A 24,006-nucleotide genomic window follows, 5' to 3' on the forward strand; every position below is an offset into this window, starting at 1 on the left:
GAGGTGCAGGGAGCCTGCCATGGACGCATGGGATGTTCAGCCGAACACCACCCCGTCCATCAGCTTGCGGGCGGTGCGCAACATGCCGGCTTCCACCGGTTGTCCATCGGCGTCCACGGTCACGACGCATTCGGTGACGCCGGTCGGATGCTCCACCCCCAGCGTCTTCGTCGCGCCCCCGGGCACCTTGGCGACGGAGGCGGCGGGCGAGCCTTCGATGAGGCACGCGGTCGCCACGCTCACCGCGCCCAGCACGCCGATGGAGGCGTGAACACGATGCGGGATGAGCGAACGCACCGTGACCGCCCCGCCCTCGCGCGGGGGCGCCACCAGCATCATCTTGGGGACGGACTTTTCGGTCACGTCGCCAAGGTTCATCATCTCGCCGACCTTGAGGCGGATGGCCTCGACCTTCGCCTTCATTTCCGCATTGGCGTCGAGCGTGTCGCGATCCTCATAGCCGGTCACGCCGACGTCACTGGCAAGCATGACCACGCAGGGCATGCCATTGTCGATCATCGTGACCTTGATGCCATTGATCTCGTCGACGCCATTGCCGGTCGGCAGCAGAGCCCCGCAGGATGAGCCAGCGGTATCGCGGAACAACAGCGGAATGGGCGCCGATGTACCAGGCACGCCACTGATCGAGGCGTCACCATCATAGCGAACCTGGCCGCCGGGCGTCTGCACGGTGGCGACGGCGACCTGGCCGGTATTCTCCATGAAGATGGCGACGCGGGTTTCATCGCCGGTTGGCTGCACGAGACCGCGCTCAATGGCGAACGGGCCGATGCCCGCAAGGATGTTGCCGCAATTCTGCGCGTCGGTGACGATCGCCTGATCGACGAACACCTGCAGGAAGAGATAATCGACATCGACGCCTTCGCGGCTCGATTTCCTGACAACGCCAACCTTGCTGGTCAGCGGATCGGCACCGCCCATGCCATCGATCTGGCGCGGGTCTGGCGAGCCCATGACGCGCAGCAGGAAGGCATCGCGGGCGGCGGTATCCGTGGGCAGATCGTCCGCCAGGAAATAGCCGCCCTTGGACGTGCCGCCGCGCATCCACATGCAGGGTGCGGACTTCATTTCACGATCCCGTTCGTGTCGAGCGAAGTCGAGACACGGAGAGCACGCTTCTCGACTTCGCTCGAAGCGAACGGAAGGATGGTTTCGGACTGAAAATCCTCACACATATTTCAGGCCTTCCTTCTCCAGACGCTCACGCATCTTGTACATGTCGAGGCCGAGCACGCCGGAGGCCAGCTTCTCGCGCTTCTCGCCTTCATTCGCTTCCCGCGCACGGGCCGCTTCCAGCACCTTGGCGGCATTGGCGCGGGGGACGACGCACACGCCGTCATCATCAGCGACAATCACATCGCCCGGATTGACCAGCGCATTGGCGCAGACGACTGGGATGTTCACGCTGCCCAGCGTGTTCTTGACCGTGCCTTGCGCATAAACCGCCTTGGACCAAACCGGGAAGTTCATCTCGGTGAGATCGCGCACATCGCGCACGCCGGCATCGATGATCAGGCCGCGACAGCCGCGCGCCTGCGCCGAGGTGGCCAGCAGATCGCCGAAATAGCCATCCTCGCACGGGCTGGTCGGGGCCAGTAGCAGGATGTCGCCCGCCTTCAACTGCTCGATGGCGACATGCACCATCCAGTTGTCGCCCGGAGGCGCGCTGATGGTCACCGCGCTGCCCGCGATCCGCGCACCGGCATAGATCGGCCGCATATAGCTCGCCAGCAGGCCCGTGCGTCCCTGCGCCTCATGAACCGTCGCAACACCGCACGCCGCCAGACCGTCAATCACCTCAGGATCAGCACGCTCGATATTCTGTACGACCACACCCATGATTGCTCCTCTCGATCAACATTAATTGGCAACAGCCTTGCTCCCGTATAGAATAGGGGAACGGCGTCCGGTCAATCCACCCCGAACTTTGCGCAGATCATAAGCATCTGCTAAGTCTGGCCCTCATGGCATCGGGCCTCTCACCCTTTTCGTTCAATCTGCGCCACCTCGCCGCCGTGGCGGCGGTGACGCACAAGGGAAGTGTGTCCGCCGCCGCGAGCACGCTCCACCTGACGCAGCCTGCTGTGACCCAAGCCATTGCCCGCGTGGAAAGCATCATGGACGTGCAACTGTTCGAGCGGCGCACGGACGGCATGACGCCCCTCCCTCCCGCGATGGCGCTGGCGGAGCGCGTCGAGCAAGCGGCCGAACTGATCGGCTCGCGACGGGTGACCATGGCGCAATTGCGGGCCTTCCTCGAAGTCGCGGATAGCGGAAGTTATGCGGCGGCAGCAGCACAGAGCGGCCTTTCGCAGCCGACCCTGCATCGCGCCATTGGCGATCTGTCGCTGATCCTCCGGCGCTCGCTCGTCGAACGGCGCGGACGGGGGATTGCGCTGACCGACGCGGGCCGGCGCACCGCCCGTAACTTTCGTCTTGCCCGAACAGAGCTTGAAGCAGGCCTCGACGAAGCCTTAGGCCAATCCGGCGGCGTGCCCGCGCGGATCACCATCGGGGCGATGCCGCTCTCCCGCGCTCGGGTGCTGCCGCGCGCGCTGGCAAGGTTCAACACCGCATTTCCGGCCATCGAAATCGTGATCGTGGAAGGATCGCATGGCGAACTGGCGGAATCCCTGCGCGACGGCAGCATCGACATGATGGTCGGCGCCATGCGCGATCCGCCGCCCGGCCCGGACCTCATGCAGCGCCCCCTGTTCGAGGATGAGGTGATTATCATCGCGCGGGCGGGCCATCCCGAGGCAGGGCCAGCACGGGATCGCCCGTTGAGCGATCTCGCGGGCTATGCCTGGATCTTGCCGTCGCCCGGCGCGCCCCTGCGGACGCGCTTCGACGAGATGTTCCGCACGGCCGGACTTGCCCCGCCGCCCGTTCCGATCGAATGCGGTTCGGTGATGATGATCCGCGAGATCCTGATGCAAACCGACTTTCTGACCCTGCTCTCGCCCGATCAGGTCTCGGTCGAGCAGGAGGCGGGCTGGCTCGTCTCGCTTGGCGCCCCGCCCGGGGGCTTCTCCCGCGCGGTCGCGCTCACCACCCGGGCGCAGTGGCGACCGGCCCCGGCACAAGCCGCCTTCATCGCCGAGCTGGACCGGGCCGCGACGGAACCATTCGCTTCTGCTTATGGCACGGAGCGGGAACAAATTTGCGATTCTGCTCGATAGGCGGCACAGCGTCGATCATGAGCGGGAGAATTGCCCTTATCGGCTTCGGGGAAGCGGGCCGAACCTTCGCCGGTGCCGCCGGATGGCGCAGCGACGCGCGCGCATTCGACCTCAAGGCAATCGAACCGCAGACGGCCGCCCCAATCCGCGCCGCTTACACCGAAACGGGCGTCACGGGCTGCGAGTCTCTGGCGGACGCGCTAGCCGGCGCGGAAATGATCCTGAGCCTCGTCACCGCCGATCAGACCGAGGCGGCAGCGTCCGCAGCCGCGCGGCACCTGTCCCCCGGCGCGCTGTTCTTCGACATGAATTCCGTGTCGCCGGGCGCCAAGATGCGCAATGCCGCAGCGATCGAGCAGGCTGGCGGTCGTTACGTCGATGTAGCGGTCATGTCGCCCGTGCAGCCCGCCGCGATGACTGTGCCGCTGCTGATCGGCGGCCCGCACGCTGCGCAGGGCGAAGCGGCGCTGCGCGCGATCGGCTTCAGCAAGGTTACGATTGCGGGCGATCAGGTCGGCGCCGCCAGCGCGACGAAGATGGTCCGTTCTGTCATGATCAAGGGCATCGAGGCGCTGACGGCGGAGATGATCCTCGCGGCCCGTCGTGCGGGCGTGACCGAGAACGTGCTGGCCTCACTCGGCGGAGACTGGCCCGAAAAGATCGATTATAATCTCGACCGCATGCTCGCCCATGGCACGCGCCGCGCTGCCGAGATGGACGAGGTGGTCGTGACGCTTACCGAGCTGGGCATCGAACCGGCCATGACACGCGGGACAGTGGCACGCCAGCGGGCGATGGGCGCCTTGCTCGGTTCGATCGAGATGCCGCAGGGGCTTGAGGCAAAGCTGGCCTTTCTGGATGCCATGCATCCCGAAATGATCGCGAAGCCCGTGTCCGCTGCGCAGCCCAAAATTACAGAAACAGAAAAGTCTGGAAGGTGACGGAATGACGATGATCATCGACTGCCATGGCCACTATACCGTGCTGCCCAAGGCGCATGATGAGTGGCGCGAGCAGCAGAAGGCGGCGTTCAAGAATGGCACGCCCTGCCCGCCCTATCCCGAGATTTCTGACGACGACATTCGCGAGACCATCGAGCAGAACCAGTTGCGCCTCATCAAGGAGCGCGGCGCGGACATGACGATCTTCTCGCCCCGCGCCTCGGCCATGGCGCCGCATGTCGGCGATCAGTCGGTGGCGGTCCCGTGGGCGCAGGCTTGCAACAACCTGATTGCCCGCGTGGTTGACCTCTATCCCGAGACCTTCGCTGGCGTGTGCATGTTGCCGCAGTCGCCAGAGGCGGACATGACCAGCTCGATCGCCGAGCTGGATCGCTGCGTTAACGAGCTGGGCTTCATCGGCTGCAACCTGAACCCGGATGCGAGCGGTGGCCACTTCAAGCAGCCGCCGTTGACCGACAAATTCTGGTATCCCTTCTACGAGAAGATGGTCGAACTGGACGTCCCGGCGATGATCCACGTCTCGGGCAGCTGCAATCCCGCGATGCACGCGACGGGTGCTTATTATCTGGCGGCCGATACGATCGCCTTCATGCAGCTGCTGCAGGGCAATCTGTTCGCCGATTTCCCGACGCTGCGCTTCATCATCCCGCATGGCGGCGGCGCGGTGCCCTATCACTGGGGCCGGTTCCGAGGCCTCGCGGACATGCTCAAGCAGCCCAGCCTTGATACGCTGCTGATGAACAACGTGTTCTTCGACACCTGCGTGTATCACCAGCCCGGCATCAACCTGCTGGCGGACGTGATCGACAACAAGAACATCCTGTTCGGTAGCGAGATGGTCGGTGCCGTGCGTGGGATCGACCCGACCACAGGTCATTATTTCGACGATACGAAGCGCTATATCGATGCGCTCGACATTTCTGACGAGGAGCGTCACGCGATTTTTGAGGGCAATACCCGCCGCGTCTTCCCGCGTCTCGACGCCAAGCTGAACGCCCGCGGGCTCTAAGAGAGGATATCATGACCGAGAAGAAAGAGAGAATCGACGTTCACGCCTATCTTGCCGAGTTTGACGACATTCCCGGCACCCGCGTGTTCACGGCCCAGCGCGCGCGCCGGGGCTATAACCTCAACCAGTTCGCGATGAGCCTGATGAAGGCCGAGAATCGCGAGCGGTTCAAGGCGGACGAGAGCGCCTATCTCGACGAGTGGAACCTGACGCCCGCCGCCAAAGCGGCCGTGCTGGCCCGCGACTACAATGCCATGATCGACGAGGGCGGGAATGTTTACTTCCTCTCCAAACTTTTCTCGACCGATGGCAAGAGCTTCCAGTTCGCAGCCGGATCGATGACCGGCATGACGCAGGAAGAATATGCACAGATGATGATCGACGGTGGTCGTTCGCCCGAGGGCGTGCGCTCGATCAAGGGAGGATTTTGATCATGGCACGCGTTACCACGGGCATTACGTCCAGCCACATTCCCGCGCTCGGCGCGGCGATGCAAACCAAGACCAGCGACAACGATTATTGGGGTCCGGTGTTCAAGGGCTATGAGCCGATCCGGGAGTGGATCAAGCAGCCGGGCAACACCCCCGACGTTGTGATCCTGGTCTATAACGACCACGCCTCGGCGTTCGACATGAACATCATCCCGACCTTTGCGATCGGCTGCGCCGAGAGCTTCAAGCCGGCTGACGAAGGCTGGGGCCCGCGTCCCGTGCCCGACGTGAAGGGCCATCCGGACCTTGCCTGGCACATCGCCCAGAGCCTGATCCTGGACGAGTTCGACATGACCATCATGAATCAGATGGACGTCGACCATGGCTGCACCGTGCCGCTCTCGATGATCTTCGGCGAGCCGGAAGAGTGGCCGTGCAAGGTCATTCCCTTCCCGGTCAACGTGGTCACCTATCCGCCGCCGTCGGGCAAGCGCTGCTTCAGCCTGGGCGACAGCATCCGCGCCGCGGTCGAGAGCTTCCCGGAAGACCTCAACGTCCACGTCTGGGGCACAGGCGGCATGAGCCACCAGCTTCAGGGGCCGCGCGCTGGCCTGATCAACAAGGAGTTCGACCTGAACTTCATCGACAAGCTGATCAGCGACCCCGCAGAGCTGAGCAAGATGCCGCACATCCAGTATCTGCGCGAAAGCGGATCGGAAGGCATTGAGCTGGTCATGTGGCTGATCATGCGCGGCGCGCTGCCGGAGAAGGTGCGTGACCTCTACACCTTCTACCACATCCCGGCCTCCAACACCGCGCTCGGCGCGATGATCCTGCAGCCGGAAGAAACGGCCGGAGCGCCGCTGGAACCGCGCAAGGTCATGAGCGGCCACAGCATGGCGAAGCCCTGACACGCGCAAAGACCCCTCCTCTTCAGAGGAGGGGTTGGGGTGGTGCTGGCCATCACCCCATTTGAAGTGACTTCGGGGGCATTGAGCCCCCGCCGTTCGTTTAGATACCTCTCACCCACCCCTTGCCCCTCCCTTGAAAGGGAGGGGTTAGCTGGAGAAAGGACTCCCCCTCATGAGAATAGCACTCGCAGGCGCCGGCGCATTCGGCGAAAAGCATCTCGACGGCCTCAAGAACATCGACGGCGTGGAGATCGTCTCGATCATCAGCCGTCGTGCCGAGCAGGCCGCCGAAGTCGCCGCCAAATATCGCGCGAAGCACAGCGGCACCGAACTGGACGAAGCGCTTGCACGTGATGACGTGGACGCGGTGATCCTCTGCACGCCCACGCAGATGCACGCCCAGCAGGCCATTGCCTGCATGAAGGCCGGCAAGCATGTGCAGGTGGAAATCCCGCTGTCGGACAGCTGGGCCGACGCCCAGGCGGTCATCGACACGCAGAAGGAAACCGGCCTCGTCTGCATGGTCGGCCACACCCGCCGCTTCAACCCGAGCCACCAGTATATCCATAACAAGATTACGGCGGGCGAACTCGCAATCCAGCAGATGGATGTGCAGACCTATTTCTTCCGCCGCAAGAACATGAATGCCAAGGGCGAAGCGCGCTCCTGGACGGACCATCTGCTGTGGCACCACGCCGCGCACACGGTCGACCTGTTCGCCTATCAGGCCGGCAAGATCGTGCAGGCCAATGCCGTGCAAGGTCCGATGCACCCGGAACTGGGCATCGCGATGGACATGTCCATCCAGCTCAAGAGCGAGAGCGGCGCGATCTGCACCCTCTCCCTCTCGTTCAACAATGATGGGCCGCTCGGCACCTTCTTCCGCTACATCTGCGACAATGGCACCTGGATCGCGCGCTATGACGATCTCGTCACCGGCAAGGAAGAGCCTGTGGACCTGAGCGGCGTCGCCGTCTCCAGCAACGGCATCGAGTTGCAGGACCGCGAGTTCATCGCCGCGATCCGCGAGGGCCGCGAGCCCAACAGCTCGGTCGCACAGGTGCTCGATTGCTATCGCGTGCTCGGCGAGCTGGAAGTTCAGCTCAACAAGGCCGGCTGATAAAGACTGGCGGTGTGCGGCCTGTTCGCGGCTGCACACCGCTTCATTTCCGGCGACGCTCAATCATCGGCGTCATGCCCGTAGGCATTTCTCAAGCTTTGCCGTTTAAGGCGCCGCTCTACCGTCAGACCATAGGCGGCGGGAGAGATGCATGTCAGTGGCGACCGGGCTAAGTTCAGATCTCGCGGACCTGCTGCGCGCGTTTTCTGCCACCGAAACTGAAATCGTGCAGTTAGGCACGATCGCGCAAGCGGCGCGGATGCATGAATTGCTCCAGCTCCGTCGGCAGTTCGTCGAGCAATTCGGGCTGGTAAGCGCCGCGCTCCAGCGCGAACCCCTCTTGCTCGCCTCGCCAGCTCTGATGACGCAGGCCATGCGTCTGCTCGCGGCTTTCCGCTCACGCAATGCCATCAATCAGGCGGACTGGCCGGTCATCCGTGTTCGGGACGATCCCATCGCTTATCGCGACGCATCCCAGCATGTGAAGGATGCGTCCTGGGACTTCTGGGACTGGACCGAAACCACCCTCGGCTTTGGGCGATAGGCACGCAATCCTCGCCAAAAGCGCCGCGAGGATTGATTTTTGATGCCCGGGGCGACACAAGCCGGGCCATGACTTCGCCATCGACACCCCTCCCCACCCGCCGCATCGCGGACATGGCCGTCTCCGCCATCAGTCTGGGCTGCATGAACCTCTCTCACGCTTATGATGCCCCGCCGAGCGAGGAGGAAGGCGGGCGCCTGCTCAATCATGCGCTCGCCATCGGCGTGACGCATCTCGACAGCGCAGCGCTGTATGGCGGTGGCAAGAATGAGGGCCTGATTGCCCGCGCTGTCGGCCATCGCCGCAAGGACTTCGTACTGTCGAGCAAGTGCGTGCTCGATCTGATCGACGGCGAGCGTGTGCTCGACGGGCGACCGGAGACGATCACTGGATCGCTGGAACGCTCGCTCAAGCGGCTCGATACCGATTTTATCGATCTCTATTATATGCACCGGCTCGATCGGAACGTGCCCATCGAAGACTCGATGGGCGCTTTGGTGCGGGCGAAGGAAGCCGGGAAGATCGGCGCCATCGGCCTTTCCGAAATGTCCGCAGCGAGCATCCGCCGCGCCCATGCCGTGCATCCCGTCGCGGCCATTCAGTCCGAATATTCGCCCTGGGTGCGCAATCCGGAAGTCGCTGTGCTGGATGCCTGCCGGGAACTCGGCATCGCCTTCGTCGCCTTCTCGCCGGTCGCGCGCGGGATGCTCGCCGGCGCCATCAGCAGCATCGATTTCAAGGCCGGCGACATCCGCATCCCGATGCCGCGCTTTCAGGAACCCAATTTCAGCCACAATCTCAAGCTCGCCGAGCGTTTCAATGTAGTTGCGGCCGATCTCGGCATCACGCCTGCCCAGCTCAGCCTGGCCTGGGTGCTGGCGCGCGCACCCGAGATCATCGCCATTCCCGGCACGCGCTCCATCGCGCATCTCGAGGAGAATGTGAAAGCGGCCTCCATGACCCTCGCACCGGAATCCATCGCAGCCGTGGACGAGATCTTCGCGCCTGGCGCGGTTGCCGGCGCGCGTTATCCCGCACCGGTGCAGAAGCAGATCGATACCGAATTGCTGCCCGAAGAGGCGGACGCGGCATGAGCGTGACACTGGACGACGCGACGCGGCGGGCGATCGAGTGGGACTGCACCACGCTCATCAATCGCTACACGCTGCTCAACGATGCGGCCGACTGGGACGCCGTCGCGGCCCTCTATACCGAGGATGGTCAGATGGCCCGGCCAAGCGCGCCGGATCAGCCCATCAAGGGACGTGACGCCATTCTTGCGACCTTCAAAAGCAGGCCGGCCCGTGCGGCGCGCCATGTGGTTTCCAACGTGGTCGTGGACGTCGTAAGCGAGACCGAAGCGACGGCGCTGTCCGTCATCGTCCTGTATCAGGGCGTCGCGAGCGACACTGGTGGGCTGCCCGTGCGCGATCCCAAGGGGCCGCTGATCGGTACCTATGCGGACCGCCTGCGCAAGACACCGGAGGGTTGGCGCTTTGCAGAACGGCGCGGCGGTCTGGATTTCGCGGCATGACCGGCGCCCCTGCATCACAGCCGGATGACTTCCAGGCGTTCCTCTCCCGACCCTATCGCATCGAATGGGGACATTGCGACCCCGCGGGCATCGTCTATGCGCCGCGCTTCCTCGAGATGTTCGGCGAGAGCACGATCATGCTGTTCGAGAAGGCGCTGGGCGTGCGCAAGCGGGACATGCTGAAAACCCAGAGCGTGGTCGGCTTTCCGATGGTCGATGTGTCGGCCAAGTTCCAGCGCCCCGCCGCCTATGGCGATGATGTGGTGCTGGAGGTGGAAGCGCCCGATTTCGGCAATTCCAGCTTCACCATTCGGCATCGCCTGCTCAAGGACGGGCATGTCTGCGTGAGCGGCACGGAAAAGAGGGTGTGGACCGTGCGGGATAGCGAGCGCCCGGGCGGGATGCGCGCGGAGCGCGTGCCCGATGACATTCGGGCCCGGTTCGCTCTGCCCGGAGCGTAAGGCTGCCCAACTATCGAGGGCGCACCGCCATTCGATAGAGGGCTATTCATTTCCCAAAGCCTGCGCCATGATACCCTCATAACAAGAGGACTCATGGAGGGGCTTATGGTGATGGGGGATGCGGGCACGCCGCGTCTGCGTAGCGGCGGCTATCAGGCGTGGCTGGTCGGACTGCTCAGCCTGAATTTCGGCATCGTCTTTTTCGATCGGCAGGCACTTAACGTGCTGATGCCATTCGTCCAGCCCGAGCTGGGATTGTCCAACGCTCAGATCGGCCTGCTCGCGGGCGGCCTCTCCTTTACCTGGGCCATTGCCGCCTTCGCCATCGGGCGCCTGTCGGACACGATCGGCAATCGCAAGCTGCTGCTCGTCGGCGCGACGCTCGGCTTCTCGCTCTGTTGCTTTCTGAGCGGCATGGCGACAAGCTTCCTCTTCATGCTGTGCGCACGGATGCTGATGGGCGCGGCGGAGGGCGGCGTGATGCCCATCAGCCATGCCATGGTCGCCAGCGAAGTCGATCCGCGCCGTCGCGGCCTTGCGCAGGGCATCGCCCAGAATTTCGGGTCCAACCTGCTTGGGTCTTTTCTCGCGCCGGTCTTGCTGGTGTGGTTCGGCCTGGAATTCGGATGGCGCAACGCCTTTTTCCTCGCGTCCATTCCCGGCATCATCTGTGCCCTGCTGATCTGGTTCACGCTGGAGGAGCCCGCAGCGCCGGCACGGCCACAGGTACAGGATGGCCAAGCCCAAGGTGTCCTCAGTGTGTTGCGCACCCGCAATGTGCTGGTCTGCGTGCTGCTGGGCGTGCTGATGGTCAGCTATTTCGTCATCTGCCTAACCTTCCTGCCGATCTACCTGACCAGCGTCAGAAGCTACACGCCGACGGAAATGAGTTGGCTGATTGCAACGCTCGGCATTTCCGCCACCATCGGCAGCTTCGCGATCTCCGGCCTTTCGGACTGGATCGGGCGGCGGCCCGTCATGATCGCCATGCCTCTGCTCGGCATCATCCTGCCGCTGGGCGCTCTCTACTGGAGCGGGTCGATCTGGGGGCTGGTCCCGATCTTCTTCTTTGGTTGGGGCCTGAACGGGATCTTCCCATTGTTTATGGCCACCGTCCCATCCGAAAGCGTCGATCCGCGCCAAGCCGCGACCGCGCTCGGGCTCACCATGGGATCGGCGGAAATCCTGGGCGGGGTCTTCGCGCCTTCGCTGGCCGGTGTAGCGGCGGACGCGACCAGCCTTGCCGCGCCCTTGTGGATCATGGTGGTGCTGGCGATCCTCGGCGGGATCGTGGCGATGTTCCTCACCGAAACCGCCCCCTCGCAACGCGCAAGGACGGCAGTCGCGGCCTGACAGAATCCGATGCCGGGCCACGCATCTGGAAAGCGCGGCCCGGCATCGTAGTTCTTGCGATTAGGCCGGCACGCTCGCGAGGCGTTTGGCTGCAATATCGGCGCCTTCCCGCAGGGCCTGCAGCTTCTTCCACGTGACGGCGGGATCGATCTTGCCATAGCCGGCAAAGGTGCCGAAGCCGCAATCCGTGCTGCCGATCACGCGCTCAGCGCCGACGATGCCCGCAAAGCGCTCGATCCGCTGGGCGACCAGTTCCGGATGCTCGACATAGTTCGAGCAGCTGTCGATGAGGCCGGGCGCCAAGACGAGATCGTCGGGCAACTTCGCATCCCGCCACACGGTCCACTCATGCTCGTGGCGCGGATTGGCCGATTCAAACAGCACCACGCCGGGGCGGGCCCGCAGGATCGTCGGCAGCACCTTAGCAAGATCGATGTCGCAATCATGCGGGCCTTCATAATTGCCCCAGCAGATGTGCATCCGCAGCCGGTCGCGCGGGAGGCCTTCGGTGGCCGCGTTCAGTGCCTCGACATTGGCCTCGGCAATCTTCACGAACTCTGCGTCGCTCACATCCTGATAGCCGGTGTGGCGGGACATGGCGAGGTCGGGGCAATCAAGCTGCAGGTCGAAGCCCGCATCGATGATCGCCTGATATTCAGGGCGCATGGCCGTCACCAGATCCGCGAGATAGGCCTCGTGGCTGGGATAGTAGGCGTTGGGCTGGAAGGCCGTGATCAGACCCGGTGACGCGGCATTCATAAAGCCCCGCGCACCCCTACCCTGCGCCTTGAGCGCCTGATCGAACCGGCGAATGTCGTCATGGCAGGGCTGCAGGTTCTTGAGCTTCACCGGTGCGATGCATGAGGCGCGGGTGAACTCCTGATCGCCCATGATCGCGGCCAACTTCTTGCGCAGCTCCGGCAAGGGCGCGAGGTCGAGCGCCGGCTTGCGATCGGTGTGGCCACCAAAGCCCTCCAGACGCTCGATGATATAGGTTGAGTAACCGACCTTGCCGAGTTCGCCATCGGACACGACGCTGACTCCGGCCTCGACCTGCTTGGCGACGGCATCGTCGATGGCTTGCTGCACAACCGTCTCGAACTGCGCGGCGTCATAAGGCTCGCCATGATCCTTCGCGAGCAGCAAGGGAACAAGTTCCGGCCCGCGCGGCAGACTTCCGACATGTGTCGTTGCGATCACAGTACTCAACCCTTTCTTCAATTCAACGCTATGCCGCCGCCCCTCGCACGACCGATGCAATCAGGCAAGCCCGAGAGAGGCCGGGCCAAAAACGCAAGGGTTACCGCCATTTGCGGAGACGGCCATTGTTGACAATATCCAATGATGTCTCAGCATCACCCGGGCAGCCGCCCGGCCCGCCGCTGTTCACACTATTGCACATATTGCTGGCCCCAAACCCTCATGTTATGCCGCCGCCACGCCGTTGCATGTCCGCTACGAGACATGAAAATCAGCAACGGCAACATGGAGAGGAGATTGCCCATGCGCAGATTTTGCGCGCGATCCGTTGCGTCCTATGCCCTGGCCTGTGCGCTAGCCGCGCCGGTTTATGCCCAGAGCGGCGAACAGCCCCAAAGTGCCCAGAATACGGATGTTACCGGCGATATCATCGTCACTGCCCAGTTTCGCGAGACACGGCTTCAGGATACGCCGATCGCCATCACGGCGGTCAACGCCGCCCTGCTGGAACAGCGCGGGCAGACCAGCATTGCCGACATCGCCAACCAGTCACCCAACGTGACCTTGCGGCCACAACCGCAAAATGGCGGCGCCGGCCTCATCGCCTTCATCCGCGGCGTGGGGCAGACCGACTTCAACTATGCCCTCGACCCCGGCGTGGGCGTTTATATTGATGATGTCTACATTCCGACCCTCTCCAGCTCGCTGCTGGACCTCATGGATCTGGACCGGGTGGAGATCCTTCGCGGCCCGCAGGGGACGCTGGCGGGCAAGAACTCGATCGGCGGCGCCATCAAGCTGTTCAGTGCCAAGCCCGATGGTTCTGGCGGCGGCACGCTCGAGGCCACCTACGGCTCCTACAACCGTCTCGATCTGCGCGGCGTGGCCGACTTCGCTGTGACGGACAATCTGTTCGTCCGCCTGTCTGGCGCCGCGAAGAGCCGCGATGGCTACCTCAAACTTCTGGATTATGGCGCGACCCACCCCGGCTCCAACGTGCCGGCCAGCAACAACCGGGGCGCCGACCCCGTCGTCGGGACGCAGGGCGGCCAATCCTATGTCGCCGGGCGGATCGCGCTGCGCTGGCTGCCGTCCGATGCGCTCGAAGTGAACCTGTCCGGGGACTATACGTCGGATAAGTCAGAGCCGGCGCCAACCGTGCTGATCGCGGCCGGTCTGCCGGGGCCGACCTCGACCAACCCCAATCCGTTCAACCCGGCCATCCCCAACCCCGGCACGAATGCCAATGGCGGTGCCTGGCTGCCCGGCAAGAATGGCAGCCCCGTGCCGGTAGGCTGCGCCTTCGTGCCTTATGGGGCCTATGGCTGCGATTCCCTGGCCAGCTCGGCCTATGGCGGTGACCGCCGCTTCATCAGCTACGCCAATTTCGTGGATGGAATGCTGCCCACGTCCCAATCCCCCTACAAGCCCTACACGGCCTTGCAGAACCAGGACTTCAAGGGCTGGGGCATTCACGGGAATGTGACGTGGACGTTGAGCGACAGCCTCAATGTCGTGTGGATTTCCTCCTATCGAGAATATCAGTCGAACTTCGGGCAGGATCAGGACGCGACTCCGGTTCCGGTGGCGCAACTGGATAACCAGCTCAACCATCATGCCTGGAGCCAGGAACTCCGCCTGAATGGCAAGGTCGGCACGTTCGCCGACTTCACCCTCGGCGGCTTCTACTTCGATCAGAAAGGCACCTACTCCGCCCGTGTCGACCTCAACTATGCCGGCATCGATTTCCTGCATGGTCCTGACACCACGCCGTCCACCTCGAAAGCGCTGTTTGCCAATGGCGTGATCAGGCCGATGGAAGGATGGAGCATCTCTGGCGGTCTGCGCTACACACGGGATGAAAAGACCTACACCTACTTCCGCCGCAACCCGGACGGCACGGTTCCGTTCGGCAACTGGACGCCGGCGCAATTGCCGTCCCTGCCGATCTGCGAGTTCTTCCAGGGCGCGCCGACCGCAGGACCGACCGGCATCGGCAATACGCCCAACTGCCTGCTTTCCGGCCTCTACAATGTCAGCGACAGCTTCAAGGGCGATCGCTGGGACTGGCGGATTTCAACCGACTTCCGTTTCTCACCGGAATTGCTGGTCTATGGCTCAGTCGCTACTGGCTTCAAAGGTGGCGGCGTCAACCCTCGGCCGTTCTTCGGGCCGTCGGCGGGTTCGTGCACGGCACCGGGCTATGTCGCTCCGGCGCCTTGCAACCAGCTCGGCAGTTTCAACCCGGAAACGCTCACCACCTATGAACTGGGGTTCAAGTCCGACCTGTTCGACCGGCGCGTGCGGCTGAACGGCGCGGTGTTCCTGAACAAATATAATGACATGATCCTCACGCTCTCGGCCTGCCCATCCGTGCCGTGCCTCAAGCCGACCAATGTCGGCAAGGCGGACGTCAAGGGCTTCGAGCTGGAAACGACCATTCATCCGTTCGCGGGATTCACCGTCGATGGGAGCCTTAGCTACATCAACTTCCAGTATAAGGAAGTCGGCACGTCCGGCATCTCACTGGATGCGGTGACGCCTTACACGCCGGAATGGACCTACAGCTTCGGCCTGCAATATGATCATGAGATCACGCCCGGCACGGTGAGCGTGCGGTTCGATGGCTCCTATCAGTCCGATGTCTTCACCGAGACATCCAACTCTGAGTGGAGCCGGGTCGAGGGCAACTTCCTCGCCAACGGCCGCCTGTCCTTCACCACGACGGACAAGGACTGGCGCGTCTCGCTGGAAGTGCAGAACATGTTCAACAAATATTACTTCCTGACCAAGAGCGATGTCAGCGCGTCGCTTGGCGTCGTGACGGGCGTACCTGCGCCATTGCGGACCTGGGCGGTCTCCGTGCGCCGCAGTTTCTGACCGCCTCGTCAAGCCAATGTATCGGGAGTGGCGCGCCGTCGCCTCTCCCGATCTTATTGTGCGCACAATCGCCGCACAAAAAGGTCGGAAGCGGTTGCGCCGCAGATACTTTGGACACTATCAATAAGCCGACCGCCTGCCTTCCCACGAACAGGACTCGTACATGCTCATCAAACGGCTCGACCACGTCAACATCCGCACCCGTGACCTGCCGCCGGTGGTGGCGTTTTACCGCGACATTCTGCTGCTTGAGGAGCGCGATCCGCCGTCCAATCTGGACCGGACGATGGTGCGATGGATGTACGATCACAAGGACGATCCGATCGTCCACATCAGCACGCCGGGCGCGCTGTCCGAACATGGGGTTTACGACAATATCACCGGGACGACGGGCGGCCTCGATCATGTCGCCTTCCAGTGCGTCGGCCTCGGTCCGCTGATCGAGCGGCTCGAGGCGCATGGCGTGCCCTGGCGGGAGAATCGGGTCGAGGTGATCAAGATGACGCAGGTCTTCCTGCACGACCCAACAGGTGTGCAGATCGAGCTGAATGTGTTCGACGAAGACCCGGCCTGAACGCGCCTAACCGGAGAGGACCGCACAGAATGACCGAAGCCGGCACGGGACAGCCGCCCAAGGCACTTGAGCAGTTCGACATCGCGGGGCGCAGCGCGCTCGTGACAGGCGCCGCCTCCGGCATCGGCCTCGCTTATGCCGAGGCGATGGCGGAAGCCGGAGCACGGGTCACGCTGACGGATGTCGATGGTGCCGCCGCCGAGCGGGAAGCAGCACGCCTGCGGGCGCAAGGCTATGAGGTGCGCGCCGACCAGCTCGATGTTTCCGACCGCGCCCGCACCACCCAGGTGTTCGATGCGCACGAGGCTGCTTATGGCGGACTGGACATCGCCTTTGCCAATGCCGGGCTTGGGATCGGCCCCGGCTTCTGGAAGCCGGAAGGCGGCCGCGACCCGCAGGGCCAGATCGACACCTACGATCCGGCCATCTGGGACCGGATCATCGCGATCAACCTGACCGGCGCCTACAATACGATGCGCGATGCTGCGCGGCTGATGAAGAAGGGCGGCAAAGGCGGCTCGATCATCGCCACCTCGTCCAACGCCGCCGTGATCTGCGAGCCGATTGTGCCGATGCCCTATATGCCGTCCAAGGCCGGGGTGAGCCATATGGTCCGCCACCTCGCGCTGGAGCTGGGGGCCTATCAGATCCGCGTCAACGCCATCTTGCCCGGGCCGTTCGTCACAAACATCGCGGATGGATCGCTCAAGGACCCCGTGGTTCGCAAGGCCTGGGACGATGCGACCTTGATGGGGCGGATTGCCGAGACATATCAGATCAAGCCGCTGGCGTTGTTCCTTGCCTCCGACGCATCGAGCTATGTAACCGGGGCGCAGATGATGATCGATGGCGGCATGTCGCTCGGCCGGCTCGGCTGAGCAACATCGCGCCGCCTCAAGCCAAGACCAGAACAGGAGTGACACGCATGACCACATCCGCACAGGCCGCCATCTGCAAGGGCGGCGAAGCGCCTTTCGCAATCGAAGCCGTGACGCTGGACGAGCCCCGCGCTGACGAGGTGTTGGTGCGCATCCACGCCTGCGGCATCTGCCACACCGATATGGCCGCACGCGATGGGCAGCTCCCGACCCCGCTCCCCATGGTGCTGGGCCATGAAGGGGCCGGCGTGGTCGAGAAGGTCGGGTCCGAGGTGACGCATGTGAAGCCGGGCGACCGGGTGCTGATGAGCTTCAACAGCTGCGGCACCTGCCCGAGCTGCGAGGTCGACAAGCCCACTTATTGCTACAATTTCGTGCCCGAGAACTGGATCGGCACCAGGCCGGACGGCAGCCACACGCTGCATCGCGATGGCGAGGGCGTGAATGCGAATTTCTTTGGCCAGTCTTCCTTCGCCACCCACGCCATCGGCCATGCTCGCAACGTCGTGAAGGTGCCCGAAAGCGCCGCGCATATACCGCTCTCGACCCTCGCGCCGCTCGGCTGCGGTTTCATGACCGGCGCCGGTGCCGTGCTGCGCAGCATGAAGGTGCGCGCCGGCATGCCCATCGCCGTCTTCGGGACGGGTGCTGTCGGTCTCGGCGCGATCATGGCCGCCAAGATCGCTGGCGCGAATCCGATCATTGCCGTCGACATCCACGACAACCGCCTGGCGCTGGCCCGCGAACTGGGCGCGACCCACACGATCAACGGCAAGACCAGCAATGCCGAGGAGGAAATCCGCAAACTCTGCCCGCAGGGGCTGGGCTACGCGTTCGATACGACGGGCCTGAAGGCGATTATCGAGAGCGCCGCCGGACTGATTGCACCGCTGGGTATCGTCGGCATCGTCGGTGCATCCGACCCCGCCGCCAATCTGACGCTTAATGAGTCGGCATTCATGGGCGGCGGCAAGCGGCTGATGGGCATCCTGGGTGGCGATTCCGATCTGTTCGGCTTTCTGCCCGAATTGATCGACCATCATCTTGCGGGTCGTTTCCCGCACGATCGGTTGATCAAGACGTTCCCCTTCGCGCAGATCGATGAAGCCTTCCATGCCGGCGAGAGCGGCGCGGTGGTGAAGCCCGTCCTTGTGATGGACGCCTGACCGGTAGCCTGATCTCCGACAAGCCGCGCCCGTTCTCCTTCGGGTGCGGCTTGGCTCGCTCGCTGATGATCAGCGAGCGTTGCCGCTTCCATCTTTTGCTGAACATGTTAATTACTTTGCGTGGGCTGACGGCCCGGCCGCGGGAGCGATTATGCGTTCGCGTATGTGATAATTTCATATATAGAGAGAATGACGATGACGGCAGCAACAAACATGATGGGAGCGGCGGCATGACGGCGCGGGGTCTGGCAGTCGAGAAGCCCAAGGCAGTCGAAGGACCGACGGTGCGTGATGCCGTGATGAGCCTGCTGCGCGATCTAGGCATGACGACATTGTTCGGCAATCCCGGCTCGACTGAGCTGCCGTTGTTCCGCGACATGCCGCAGGACTTCCAATATGTCCTGGGCCTGCAGGAAAGCGTCGTCGTCGGCATGGCGGACGGCTTCGCGCAAATGAGCGGCAATGCCGCCTTTGTGAACCTGCATTCCTCTGCCGGCACGGGCCATGCGCTTGGCAACATCTTCACCGCGTTCCGCAACCAGACGCCGCTGGTGATCACCGCAGGGCAGCAGGCCCGCAGCATCTTCCCCTACGACCCGTTCCTCTATGCCGAGCGCGCCACGGAGTTTCCGCAACCCTTCGTCAAATGGACGTGCGAGCCGGCGCGCGCAGAGGATGTGCCACTGGCGATCCTGCGCGCTTATCATATGGCGATGCAGGCGCCGCGCGGTCCGGTGTTCGTCTCGGTGCCCATCGACGATTGGGATCGCGCCTGTCAGCCGATCAGCGTATCGACTGTCTCTCAGGAATCGATGGCGTCCCCTGCCCTCATCGGTGCCGCCGCGGATGCATTGAACGCCGCGAAATCCCCGGTGATCGTTGCCGGCGCAGGCGTGGGTCGCGAAAATGCGCGCGCCGCGCTCCATGCCTTGGCGACTGCGCACCAGGCACCCGTCTGGGTCGCGCCAATGGCTGCTCGCGCCGTGTTCCCGGAAGACAATGCCCTGTTCGCAGGCTTCCTTCCGGCTTCGCGTGAAGCCATTGTGGGCGCGCTGGACGGTCATGATCTCGTGCTGGTGCTCGGTGCACCGGTCTTCACTTATCATGTCGAGGGCTTCGGCCCATATGTGCCCGAGGGCGCGCAGATCATACAGATTGTCGATGATCCCGCCACGGCCGCTCGCACGCCGGTCGGCACCGCTATCGTCGGCAATGTCGCGGATGCGATTGCGCGCCTCAATGCTGCATCCAATGCTGCACCCCGGACGCCGCCCGCACCGGCCGCGAGCCATGCAGCTGAAAGCCCCGATGGCGCCGCCATCTTCGAGCCCTATCTGATGCAGCGCCTTGATGCCCTGCGTCCCAAGGGCATCATCATCAGCGAGGAAGCGCCGAGCACGCGCGGACCGCTACACGATCATTTCCCGATCCGGCTCGAGGATGAGTTCATGGCCACCGCCAGCGGCGGGCTGGGCTTTGCGCTGCCTGCGGCAGTCGGTGCAGCGCTCGCGCAGCCAAACCGCACGGTGCTTTGCCTGCTAGGCGATGGGTCGTCCATGTATTCGATCCAGGGCCTTTGGACGGCGGGCGACCTCAAGCTCGACGTGCGTTTCCTCATCGTCAACAACGGTGGCTATGCAGCGCTCGATCAATTCGGCGCGCTGTTCGACATCGAGGTGGTTGGCAGCAAGCTCCCGGGCATCGATTTCGTGAAGCTCGGTGAGAGCATGGGCGTGCCCGGCGCGCGCGTTTCCGATCCTGCGGCGCTGGACGATGCGATCCGGGATCTGTTTGCCGGCAGCGGCCCCCGCTTGCTGGAAGTCATGGTGGAACGGGCGCGCTGAGGCTTATGCTGCACGCAGCATGAGCGGCGAGCGCCGGTGTCCGATAGGAGAAAAAGATGAGCAAGACATTCATTACCTGCGCGATCACCGGCGCATCGCCGATGCCCAAGCATCCCAACTTTCCCTTCCGCCCCGAGCATGTGGCGCAGGAAGCGCTCGACGCGGCCGAGGCCGGCGCGTCGATCATCCATGTCCATGTCCGCAATGGCGAAGATGGCACGCCGAGCCAGGAGATGGACGACTATCGCAAGGTGGTGAGCCTCATCCGGGAAAGGAACACCGACGTGATCCTCAACGTCACGACCGGCCCGGGCTGCATGTGGTTCCCCAAGAGCGCCGAGGAGCCGGCGATGCCGGACCTCGAAAAGACCCTGATGTTCACCGCGGAGCGGCGCATCGAGCACATTCTCGACCTCAAGCCCGACATGTGCACGCTCGACATCTGCACCATGAACCTGTGGGGCGGCATCGCCATGAATCTGGAGATGATCGTCGGTAAGATGGGCACCATGCTGCAGGATGCCGGCGTGCTGACCGAGATCGAATGCTTCGAGGCCGGCGATTTCGTCTTCGCGGACGATCTGATGGCCAAGGGCCTCATTCCAAAGAACGCACCGTTCACCTTCGTCCTCGGCACCAAATATGGTCTGCCCGCGACGCCGGAGGCGATGATGTATTCCAAGAACCAGATTCCGCGCGGTGCGCCTTTCACCGGCTTTGGCATTTCCCGCCACAGCTTCCCCATGGCGGCGCAGTCCGTGTTGCTGGGCGGGCATATGCGGGTCGGGTTCGAGGATACCATCTACCTGCGCAAGGGCGTGCTGGCGCAGAGCAATGCCGATCTGGTGCGGCAGGGCGTCGAGATTCTTGAGAAGATCGGCGGTGAGCTTGCCACGCCGGGTGAGACCCGGCAGATGCTCGGGCTTAAGCAGTGAGGCGGGCACAATAGGGCAGGCCCGCCGACGGCTATTGGGGGATCGCGGCATGGAAGCGAAGGCGGAGTCCTCGTCGGTCAAATCGGCCACGCGGACGCTCGACATTCTGGAATATGTCGTCAGCAGTGGCCGTCCGGTCAGTGCTGCCGAGATTGCGCTCTCCCTGGCGATTCCCGTCAGCAGCCTCTCCTATCTGCTCGGGACGCTGGTCGAGCGCGGCTATCTGTTACGCAGCGGCCGGCTCCATTCGCCCGGGCCAGCGCTCGCCCGTCTAAACCCAGCGCCCGAGGCCATCCCGCTCAAGGACCGGGTCTATCCGGTGCTGAGATCAGTCTCGCGGCAACTCAACGAGACCGTCTCCTTCTTCGTCCGCCATGGTGAGAATATGGAGGCGATTGCGGGGGAAGTGGCGCCGCAAGCCCTGCGCTATACCATCGAGGTTGGCCGCCTAGTCCCGCTCCATGCCTTTGCCGCCGGCAAGGCCATTCTGGCCGCGCTCGATCCGCAGGAGTTGGACGCCTATTTCGCGGCGGCGAGTCGCGCGGCGTTCACCCCGCAGACACGCACTGCCGAGGCAGAGCTGCGCCGCGAACTGGCACAGATCGCGCAAACCGGTATTGCGCGCACTGCCGAAGAGTTTACCCCCGGCATCATCGGTATCGGCCATGCCGTGCATGTAGGCGGGAGCCTGGTCGGTGCGATCAGCGCCGCCATCCCGGTCGCGCGGGCTACGCCGGAGCTTGAGCAGCGCGCGGCCGTCCTGCTCACCCAGGCGGCCCAGGCGCTTGGCGGAGAATGAAGGCAAGGCGCAGGGGGTCATCAACCTCCTCGCACCGCTTCCCGATGCCAGCGTCGAGGAAGTCTTCGACCTGATCCTCGAAAAGGCAGGCGCCCGGATCGAGCGGATCGTGTCGCAGGGTCAGACCACGCCCGAGGTCGCGCCATACGATCAACCCCATGACGAGTGGGTAATGCTGATGGCCGGCGCGGCCCGGCTCTGGCTGGAGGACCGTGGCGAGTGCCCGCTGTCACCCGGGGATGCGCTGCTCATTCCGGCTCATGTCCGTCATCGGGTCGTCTGGACGCAGGCGGCACCGCCGACCGTCTGGCTGGCTGTGCATTTCCCGCAGGATGGCCCGGCAGACTGAACTGCCGGGCGGAGCGTAGCCGATCAGTTGCCGCGCGGATGCTTGGTCATCATCGGTGTGAAATTCTCGATGATGAAGGCGCGGCCCAGCACCGGATGCGCGAAGCTCATCGGCACTTCGTAGCGGTGCGGCCAGGTCTGCCGCACTTCCTTCTCGGGCAGGATGCGGTCAGGGCCGTTGGGATCTTCTGGATAAGGCTTCTGCGCCGGCTGCAGGTGCGCGGTGGTGTGCGCCCAGCCCTTCTCATAGTCGCCCTGCCACTGCATCATATAGTCGAGGCGCTTGATCTTCCAGACGCCGTCTTCCTTGACATAGTCATTCTCGTAGATGCCGGACTCCCAGAATTGCTGCGGCACGCCTTCGGGCTTTTCGTGCAGCGCGTCGTCATGCCAGCCACCCGCAAGAATGCCGCGGAAGCGCCCCTTGGCGGTCTGGCCGTCCTCGCCAATCGTGATCACATCCTGCAGCTGGAAATGGTCGAGCAACAGGCCATGGACCGGGCCGCGCCGCCCGCCGGTGAAGAGGTTCTGGAACCATGTTCCATAAAGGCGCATCACACCCTCATATCCGACATATTCGCCGGAGAGGAACACAACCACACCCTCCTTGGCAAAGAGACCGGCAACCTCCTCGGGGCGGTTATAGTCGATATAGTAGCCATAGGCCCATTGGAGCCGACGGATCGCGTTGATATCTTCGAGTTCCTGGACCTTCTTTTCCAGCTTGGCCAGGCGCGATTCCACCTCAGACATTATCGACTCCTCTCTCTTTGACTGTATGTTTTGCTAACAAAGCACAAATAGCCGGCGAGAGGAAAGAGTCATCATGAGCAGCACGGATTGGTCCGGAAAAGTCGCGTTCATAACGGGCGCGGGCACCGGAATCGGCTTCGGGATTGCGCGGGCTTTCAGCAACGCCGGCATGCGCCTCGCCCTCTCCTACCGCAATGAAGAGCAGCGGGCGCGCTGCACCCAATGGTTCGAGGAGCGCGGGCGGGAAGCGCCGCTCTGGATCAAGCTGGACGTGACCGATCGGGCGGCGTTCCAACAGGCTGCAGAGCAAGTCGTCGATCATTTCGGCGCCTGCCATGTGCTGGTGAACAATGCCGGCGTTTCCGTTTTCGGCTCCACCGATGAAGCCAGCTTCGCCGATTATGACTGGATCATGGGCGTCAACTTTGGCGGGGTGGTGAACGGCATCACGTCCTTCCTGCCCAAGATCAAGGCGAGCGGCGAAGGCGGCCATGTGGTTAACGTCGCAAGCATGGCGGCCTATCTCTCCGGGCCGCAAGCCGGGATCTATACCGCCAGCAAATTCGCGGTGCGCGGCCTGACGGAGTGCCTGCGCTATAATCTGGTGCCCTATGGCATTGGCGTCTCGCTGGTCTGCCCGGCGCTGGTCGCGACGGATGCGGCGCTCTCCGCGCTCAAGCGCCCGGCCGAATTTTCGGGCAGCGGTTTCGCACCGGTGGACGAGGCGGAAATCCGCCAGTTCGCGACCGCTTTCGAGAATGGCATGGACCCGCTGGAGGCCGGTGAGAAGATTTTTGCGGGAATGGTCGAGAACCGGGGCCTGATCTTCACCCACCCCGAATTTGCGGAAGACTTCAAGGACATCTACGAAACCAGCCTCGCCGCCCTGCCGGATGAAGTCGCGCCGCCGGAGCGCCTTGAGGTCGAGCGGATGCGCCGGGCCGCTAACAAGGCCGCGCTGGAAGGCGCGAAGATCGGTTTGAGCGACCTCACCTAACTAGGGCGGAGCGCCTTGCGTGCGCGACGGCGACGATCCAATAAGATGCAAAGACAGGGGAGAATATATGAACGGCAAATCCATCGCCTCTCTGGCCGCCTTGC

At 63.5% G+C, this 24,006-nt stretch carries 24 protein-coding genes; 20 read left to right on the forward strand and 4 right to left on the reverse strand.

The genetic code is table 11. From position 1 onward, the window contains the following. Nucleotides 1–36: 36 nt before the first annotated feature. Both M2334_RS08650 and ligK read right to left on the reverse strand, forming a co-directional pair. Nucleotides 37–1,089: a 4-oxalomesaconate tautomerase gene (locus tag M2334_RS08650; RefSeq protein ID WP_264594487.1), complete on the reverse strand. Its 1,053-nt coding sequence runs from the start codon at nt 1,087–1,089 to the stop codon at nt 37–39. A gap of 99 nt (nt 1,090–1,188) precedes the next feature. Continuing rightward, entirely contained in the window at nt 1,189–1,863 is a 675-nt protein-coding gene (ligK, locus tag M2334_RS08655; protein WP_319799422.1) for a 4-carboxy-4-hydroxy-2-oxoadipate aldolase/oxaloacetate decarboxylase, read from the reverse strand. Nucleotides 1,864–1,985: 122 nt separating this feature from the next. Here ligK and M2334_RS08660 point away from each other — a divergent pair, with 122 nt between their 5' ends. The 11 genes from M2334_RS08660 (at nt 1,986) to M2334_RS08710 (ending at nt 11,528) form a co-directional block, all read left to right on the forward strand. After that, complete coding sequence (locus tag M2334_RS08660; protein ID WP_264605225.1) at nt 1,986–3,203, forward strand: LysR family transcriptional regulator; 1,218 nt, start codon at nt 1,986–1,988, stop codon at nt 3,201–3,203. Between the two features lie 17 nt (nt 3,204–3,220). Next, nucleotides 3,221–4,144, forward strand: a complete 924-nt coding sequence (locus tag M2334_RS08665) for an NAD(P)-dependent oxidoreductase (protein ID WP_264594489.1) — start codon at nt 3,221–3,223, stop codon at nt 4,142–4,144. Nucleotides 4,145–4,148: 4 nt separating this feature from the next. Continuing rightward, nucleotides 4,149–5,174, forward strand: a complete 1,026-nt coding sequence (locus M2334_RS08670; RefSeq protein WP_181559641.1) for an amidohydrolase family protein — start codon at nt 4,149–4,151, stop codon at nt 5,172–5,174. A gap of 11 nt (nt 5,175–5,185) precedes the next feature. After that, nucleotides 5,186–5,605, forward strand: a complete 420-nt coding sequence (gene ligA / locus M2334_RS08675) for a protocatechuate 4,5-dioxygenase subunit alpha (RefSeq protein ID WP_181559640.1) — start codon at nt 5,186–5,188, stop codon at nt 5,603–5,605. A gap of 2 nt (nt 5,606–5,607) precedes the next feature. Continuing rightward, the gene (locus M2334_RS08680) at nt 5,608–6,516 is read left to right on the forward strand and encodes a class III extradiol dioxygenase subunit beta (RefSeq protein ID WP_264594490.1); all 909 of its coding nucleotides are present in this window, start codon (nt 5,608–5,610) and stop codon (nt 6,514–6,516) included. A 172-nt stretch (nt 6,517–6,688) separates the two neighbouring features. Next, nucleotides 6,689–7,636 (forward strand): Gfo/Idh/MocA family oxidoreductase, encoded by a 948-nt coding sequence (locus M2334_RS08685; RefSeq protein ID WP_264594491.1) that lies wholly within the window; start codon nt 6,689–6,691, stop codon nt 7,634–7,636. A gap of 151 nt (nt 7,637–7,787) precedes the next feature. After that, nucleotides 7,788–8,180 (forward strand): hypothetical protein, encoded by a 393-nt coding sequence (locus M2334_RS08690; RefSeq protein WP_264594492.1) that lies wholly within the window; start codon nt 7,788–7,790, stop codon nt 8,178–8,180. Between the two features lie 68 nt (nt 8,181–8,248). After that, nucleotides 8,249–9,274: an aldo/keto reductase gene (locus M2334_RS08695; protein ID WP_264594493.1), complete on the forward strand. Its 1,026-nt coding sequence runs from the start codon at nt 8,249–8,251 to the stop codon at nt 9,272–9,274. Next, nucleotides 9,271–9,714 carry a nuclear transport factor 2 family protein gene (locus M2334_RS08700; protein ID WP_264594494.1) on the forward strand — a complete coding sequence of 148 codons (444 nt, stop codon included), beginning with the start codon at nt 9,271–9,273 and terminating at the stop codon, nt 9,712–9,714. The genes M2334_RS08695 and M2334_RS08700 overlap by 4 nt, the downstream gene beginning before the upstream one ends. Then, entirely contained in the window at nt 9,711–10,175 is a 465-nt protein-coding gene (locus tag M2334_RS08705; protein WP_264594495.1) for an acyl-CoA thioesterase, read from the forward strand. The genes M2334_RS08700 and M2334_RS08705 overlap by 4 nt, the downstream gene beginning before the upstream one ends. Nucleotides 10,176–10,280: 105 nt before the next feature. Further along, entirely contained in the window at nt 10,281–11,528 is a 1,248-nt protein-coding gene (locus tag M2334_RS08710) for an MFS transporter (protein ID WP_264605226.1), read from the forward strand. Between the two features lie 60 nt (nt 11,529–11,588). Here the strand turns inward: M2334_RS08710 and M2334_RS08715 are convergent, their stop codons facing one another. Beyond that, nucleotides 11,589–12,728 (reverse strand): cobalamin-independent methionine synthase II family protein, encoded by a 1,140-nt coding sequence (locus M2334_RS08715; RefSeq protein WP_264587197.1) that lies wholly within the window; start codon nt 12,726–12,728, stop codon nt 11,589–11,591. Between the two features lie 303 nt (nt 12,729–13,031). Between M2334_RS08715 and M2334_RS08720 the strand changes: the two genes are divergently transcribed. The 8 genes from M2334_RS08720 to M2334_RS08755 all read left to right on the forward strand — a co-directional run bounded on the left by M2334_RS08720 (nt 13,032) and on the right by M2334_RS08755 (nt 22,153). Then, the gene (locus tag M2334_RS08720) at nt 13,032–15,608 is read left to right on the forward strand and encodes a TonB-dependent receptor (protein ID WP_264587196.1); all 2,577 of its coding nucleotides are present in this window, start codon (nt 13,032–13,034) and stop codon (nt 15,606–15,608) included. Nucleotides 15,609–15,771: 163 nt separating this feature from the next. Next, nucleotides 15,772–16,182, forward strand: coding sequence for a VOC family protein (locus M2334_RS08725; RefSeq protein WP_264570272.1), 411 nt, complete (start codon nt 15,772–15,774; stop codon nt 16,180–16,182). Nucleotides 16,183–16,211: 29 nt separating this feature from the next. Next, a complete protein-coding gene (locus M2334_RS08730) occupies nt 16,212–17,060 on the forward strand; it encodes an SDR family NAD(P)-dependent oxidoreductase (protein ID WP_264594496.1) in 849 nt (282 codons plus the stop codon). A gap of 47 nt (nt 17,061–17,107) precedes the next feature. After that, the gene (locus tag M2334_RS08735) at nt 17,108–18,226 is read left to right on the forward strand and encodes an NAD(P)-dependent alcohol dehydrogenase (RefSeq protein WP_264587194.1); all 1,119 of its coding nucleotides are present in this window, start codon (nt 17,108–17,110) and stop codon (nt 18,224–18,226) included. A 230-nt stretch (nt 18,227–18,456) separates the two neighbouring features. Then, entirely contained in the window at nt 18,457–20,070 is a 1,614-nt protein-coding gene (mdlC, locus tag M2334_RS08740; protein ID WP_264594497.1) for a benzoylformate decarboxylase, read from the forward strand. Between the two features lie 56 nt (nt 20,071–20,126). Further along, on the forward strand, nt 20,127–21,005 hold the full coding sequence (locus M2334_RS08745) for a 3-keto-5-aminohexanoate cleavage protein (RefSeq protein WP_264594498.1): 879 nt from the start codon (nt 20,127–20,129) through the stop codon (nt 21,003–21,005). A 49-nt stretch (nt 21,006–21,054) separates the two neighbouring features. Next, complete coding sequence (locus M2334_RS08750) at nt 21,055–21,804, forward strand: IclR family transcriptional regulator (RefSeq protein WP_264605227.1); 750 nt, start codon at nt 21,055–21,057, stop codon at nt 21,802–21,804. Then, on the forward strand, nt 21,791–22,153 hold the full coding sequence (locus M2334_RS08755; protein WP_264594500.1) for a cupin domain-containing protein: 363 nt from the start codon (nt 21,791–21,793) through the stop codon (nt 22,151–22,153). Before M2334_RS08750 ends, M2334_RS08755 begins: the two co-directional genes overlap by 14 nt. A 23-nt stretch (nt 22,154–22,176) precedes the next feature. Here M2334_RS08755 and M2334_RS08760 read toward each other — a convergent pair whose 3' ends face one another. Next, on the reverse strand, nt 22,177–22,905 hold the full coding sequence (locus M2334_RS08760; protein WP_264605228.1) for a nuclear transport factor 2 family protein: 729 nt from the start codon (nt 22,903–22,905) through the stop codon (nt 22,177–22,179). 73 nt (nt 22,906–22,978) lie between these two features. On the opposite strand from M2334_RS08760, the gene M2334_RS08765 reads away from it, so the two are divergent. Beyond that, nucleotides 22,979–23,902, forward strand: a complete 924-nt coding sequence (locus tag M2334_RS08765; RefSeq protein WP_264605229.1) for an SDR family oxidoreductase — start codon at nt 22,979–22,981, stop codon at nt 23,900–23,902. Nucleotides 23,903–24,006: the final 104 nt, after the last annotated feature.

This window comes from Sphingobium sp. B11D3D, assembly GCF_025961755.1.
Taxonomy (GTDB): domain Bacteria; phylum Pseudomonadota; class Alphaproteobacteria; order Sphingomonadales; family Sphingomonadaceae; genus Sphingobium.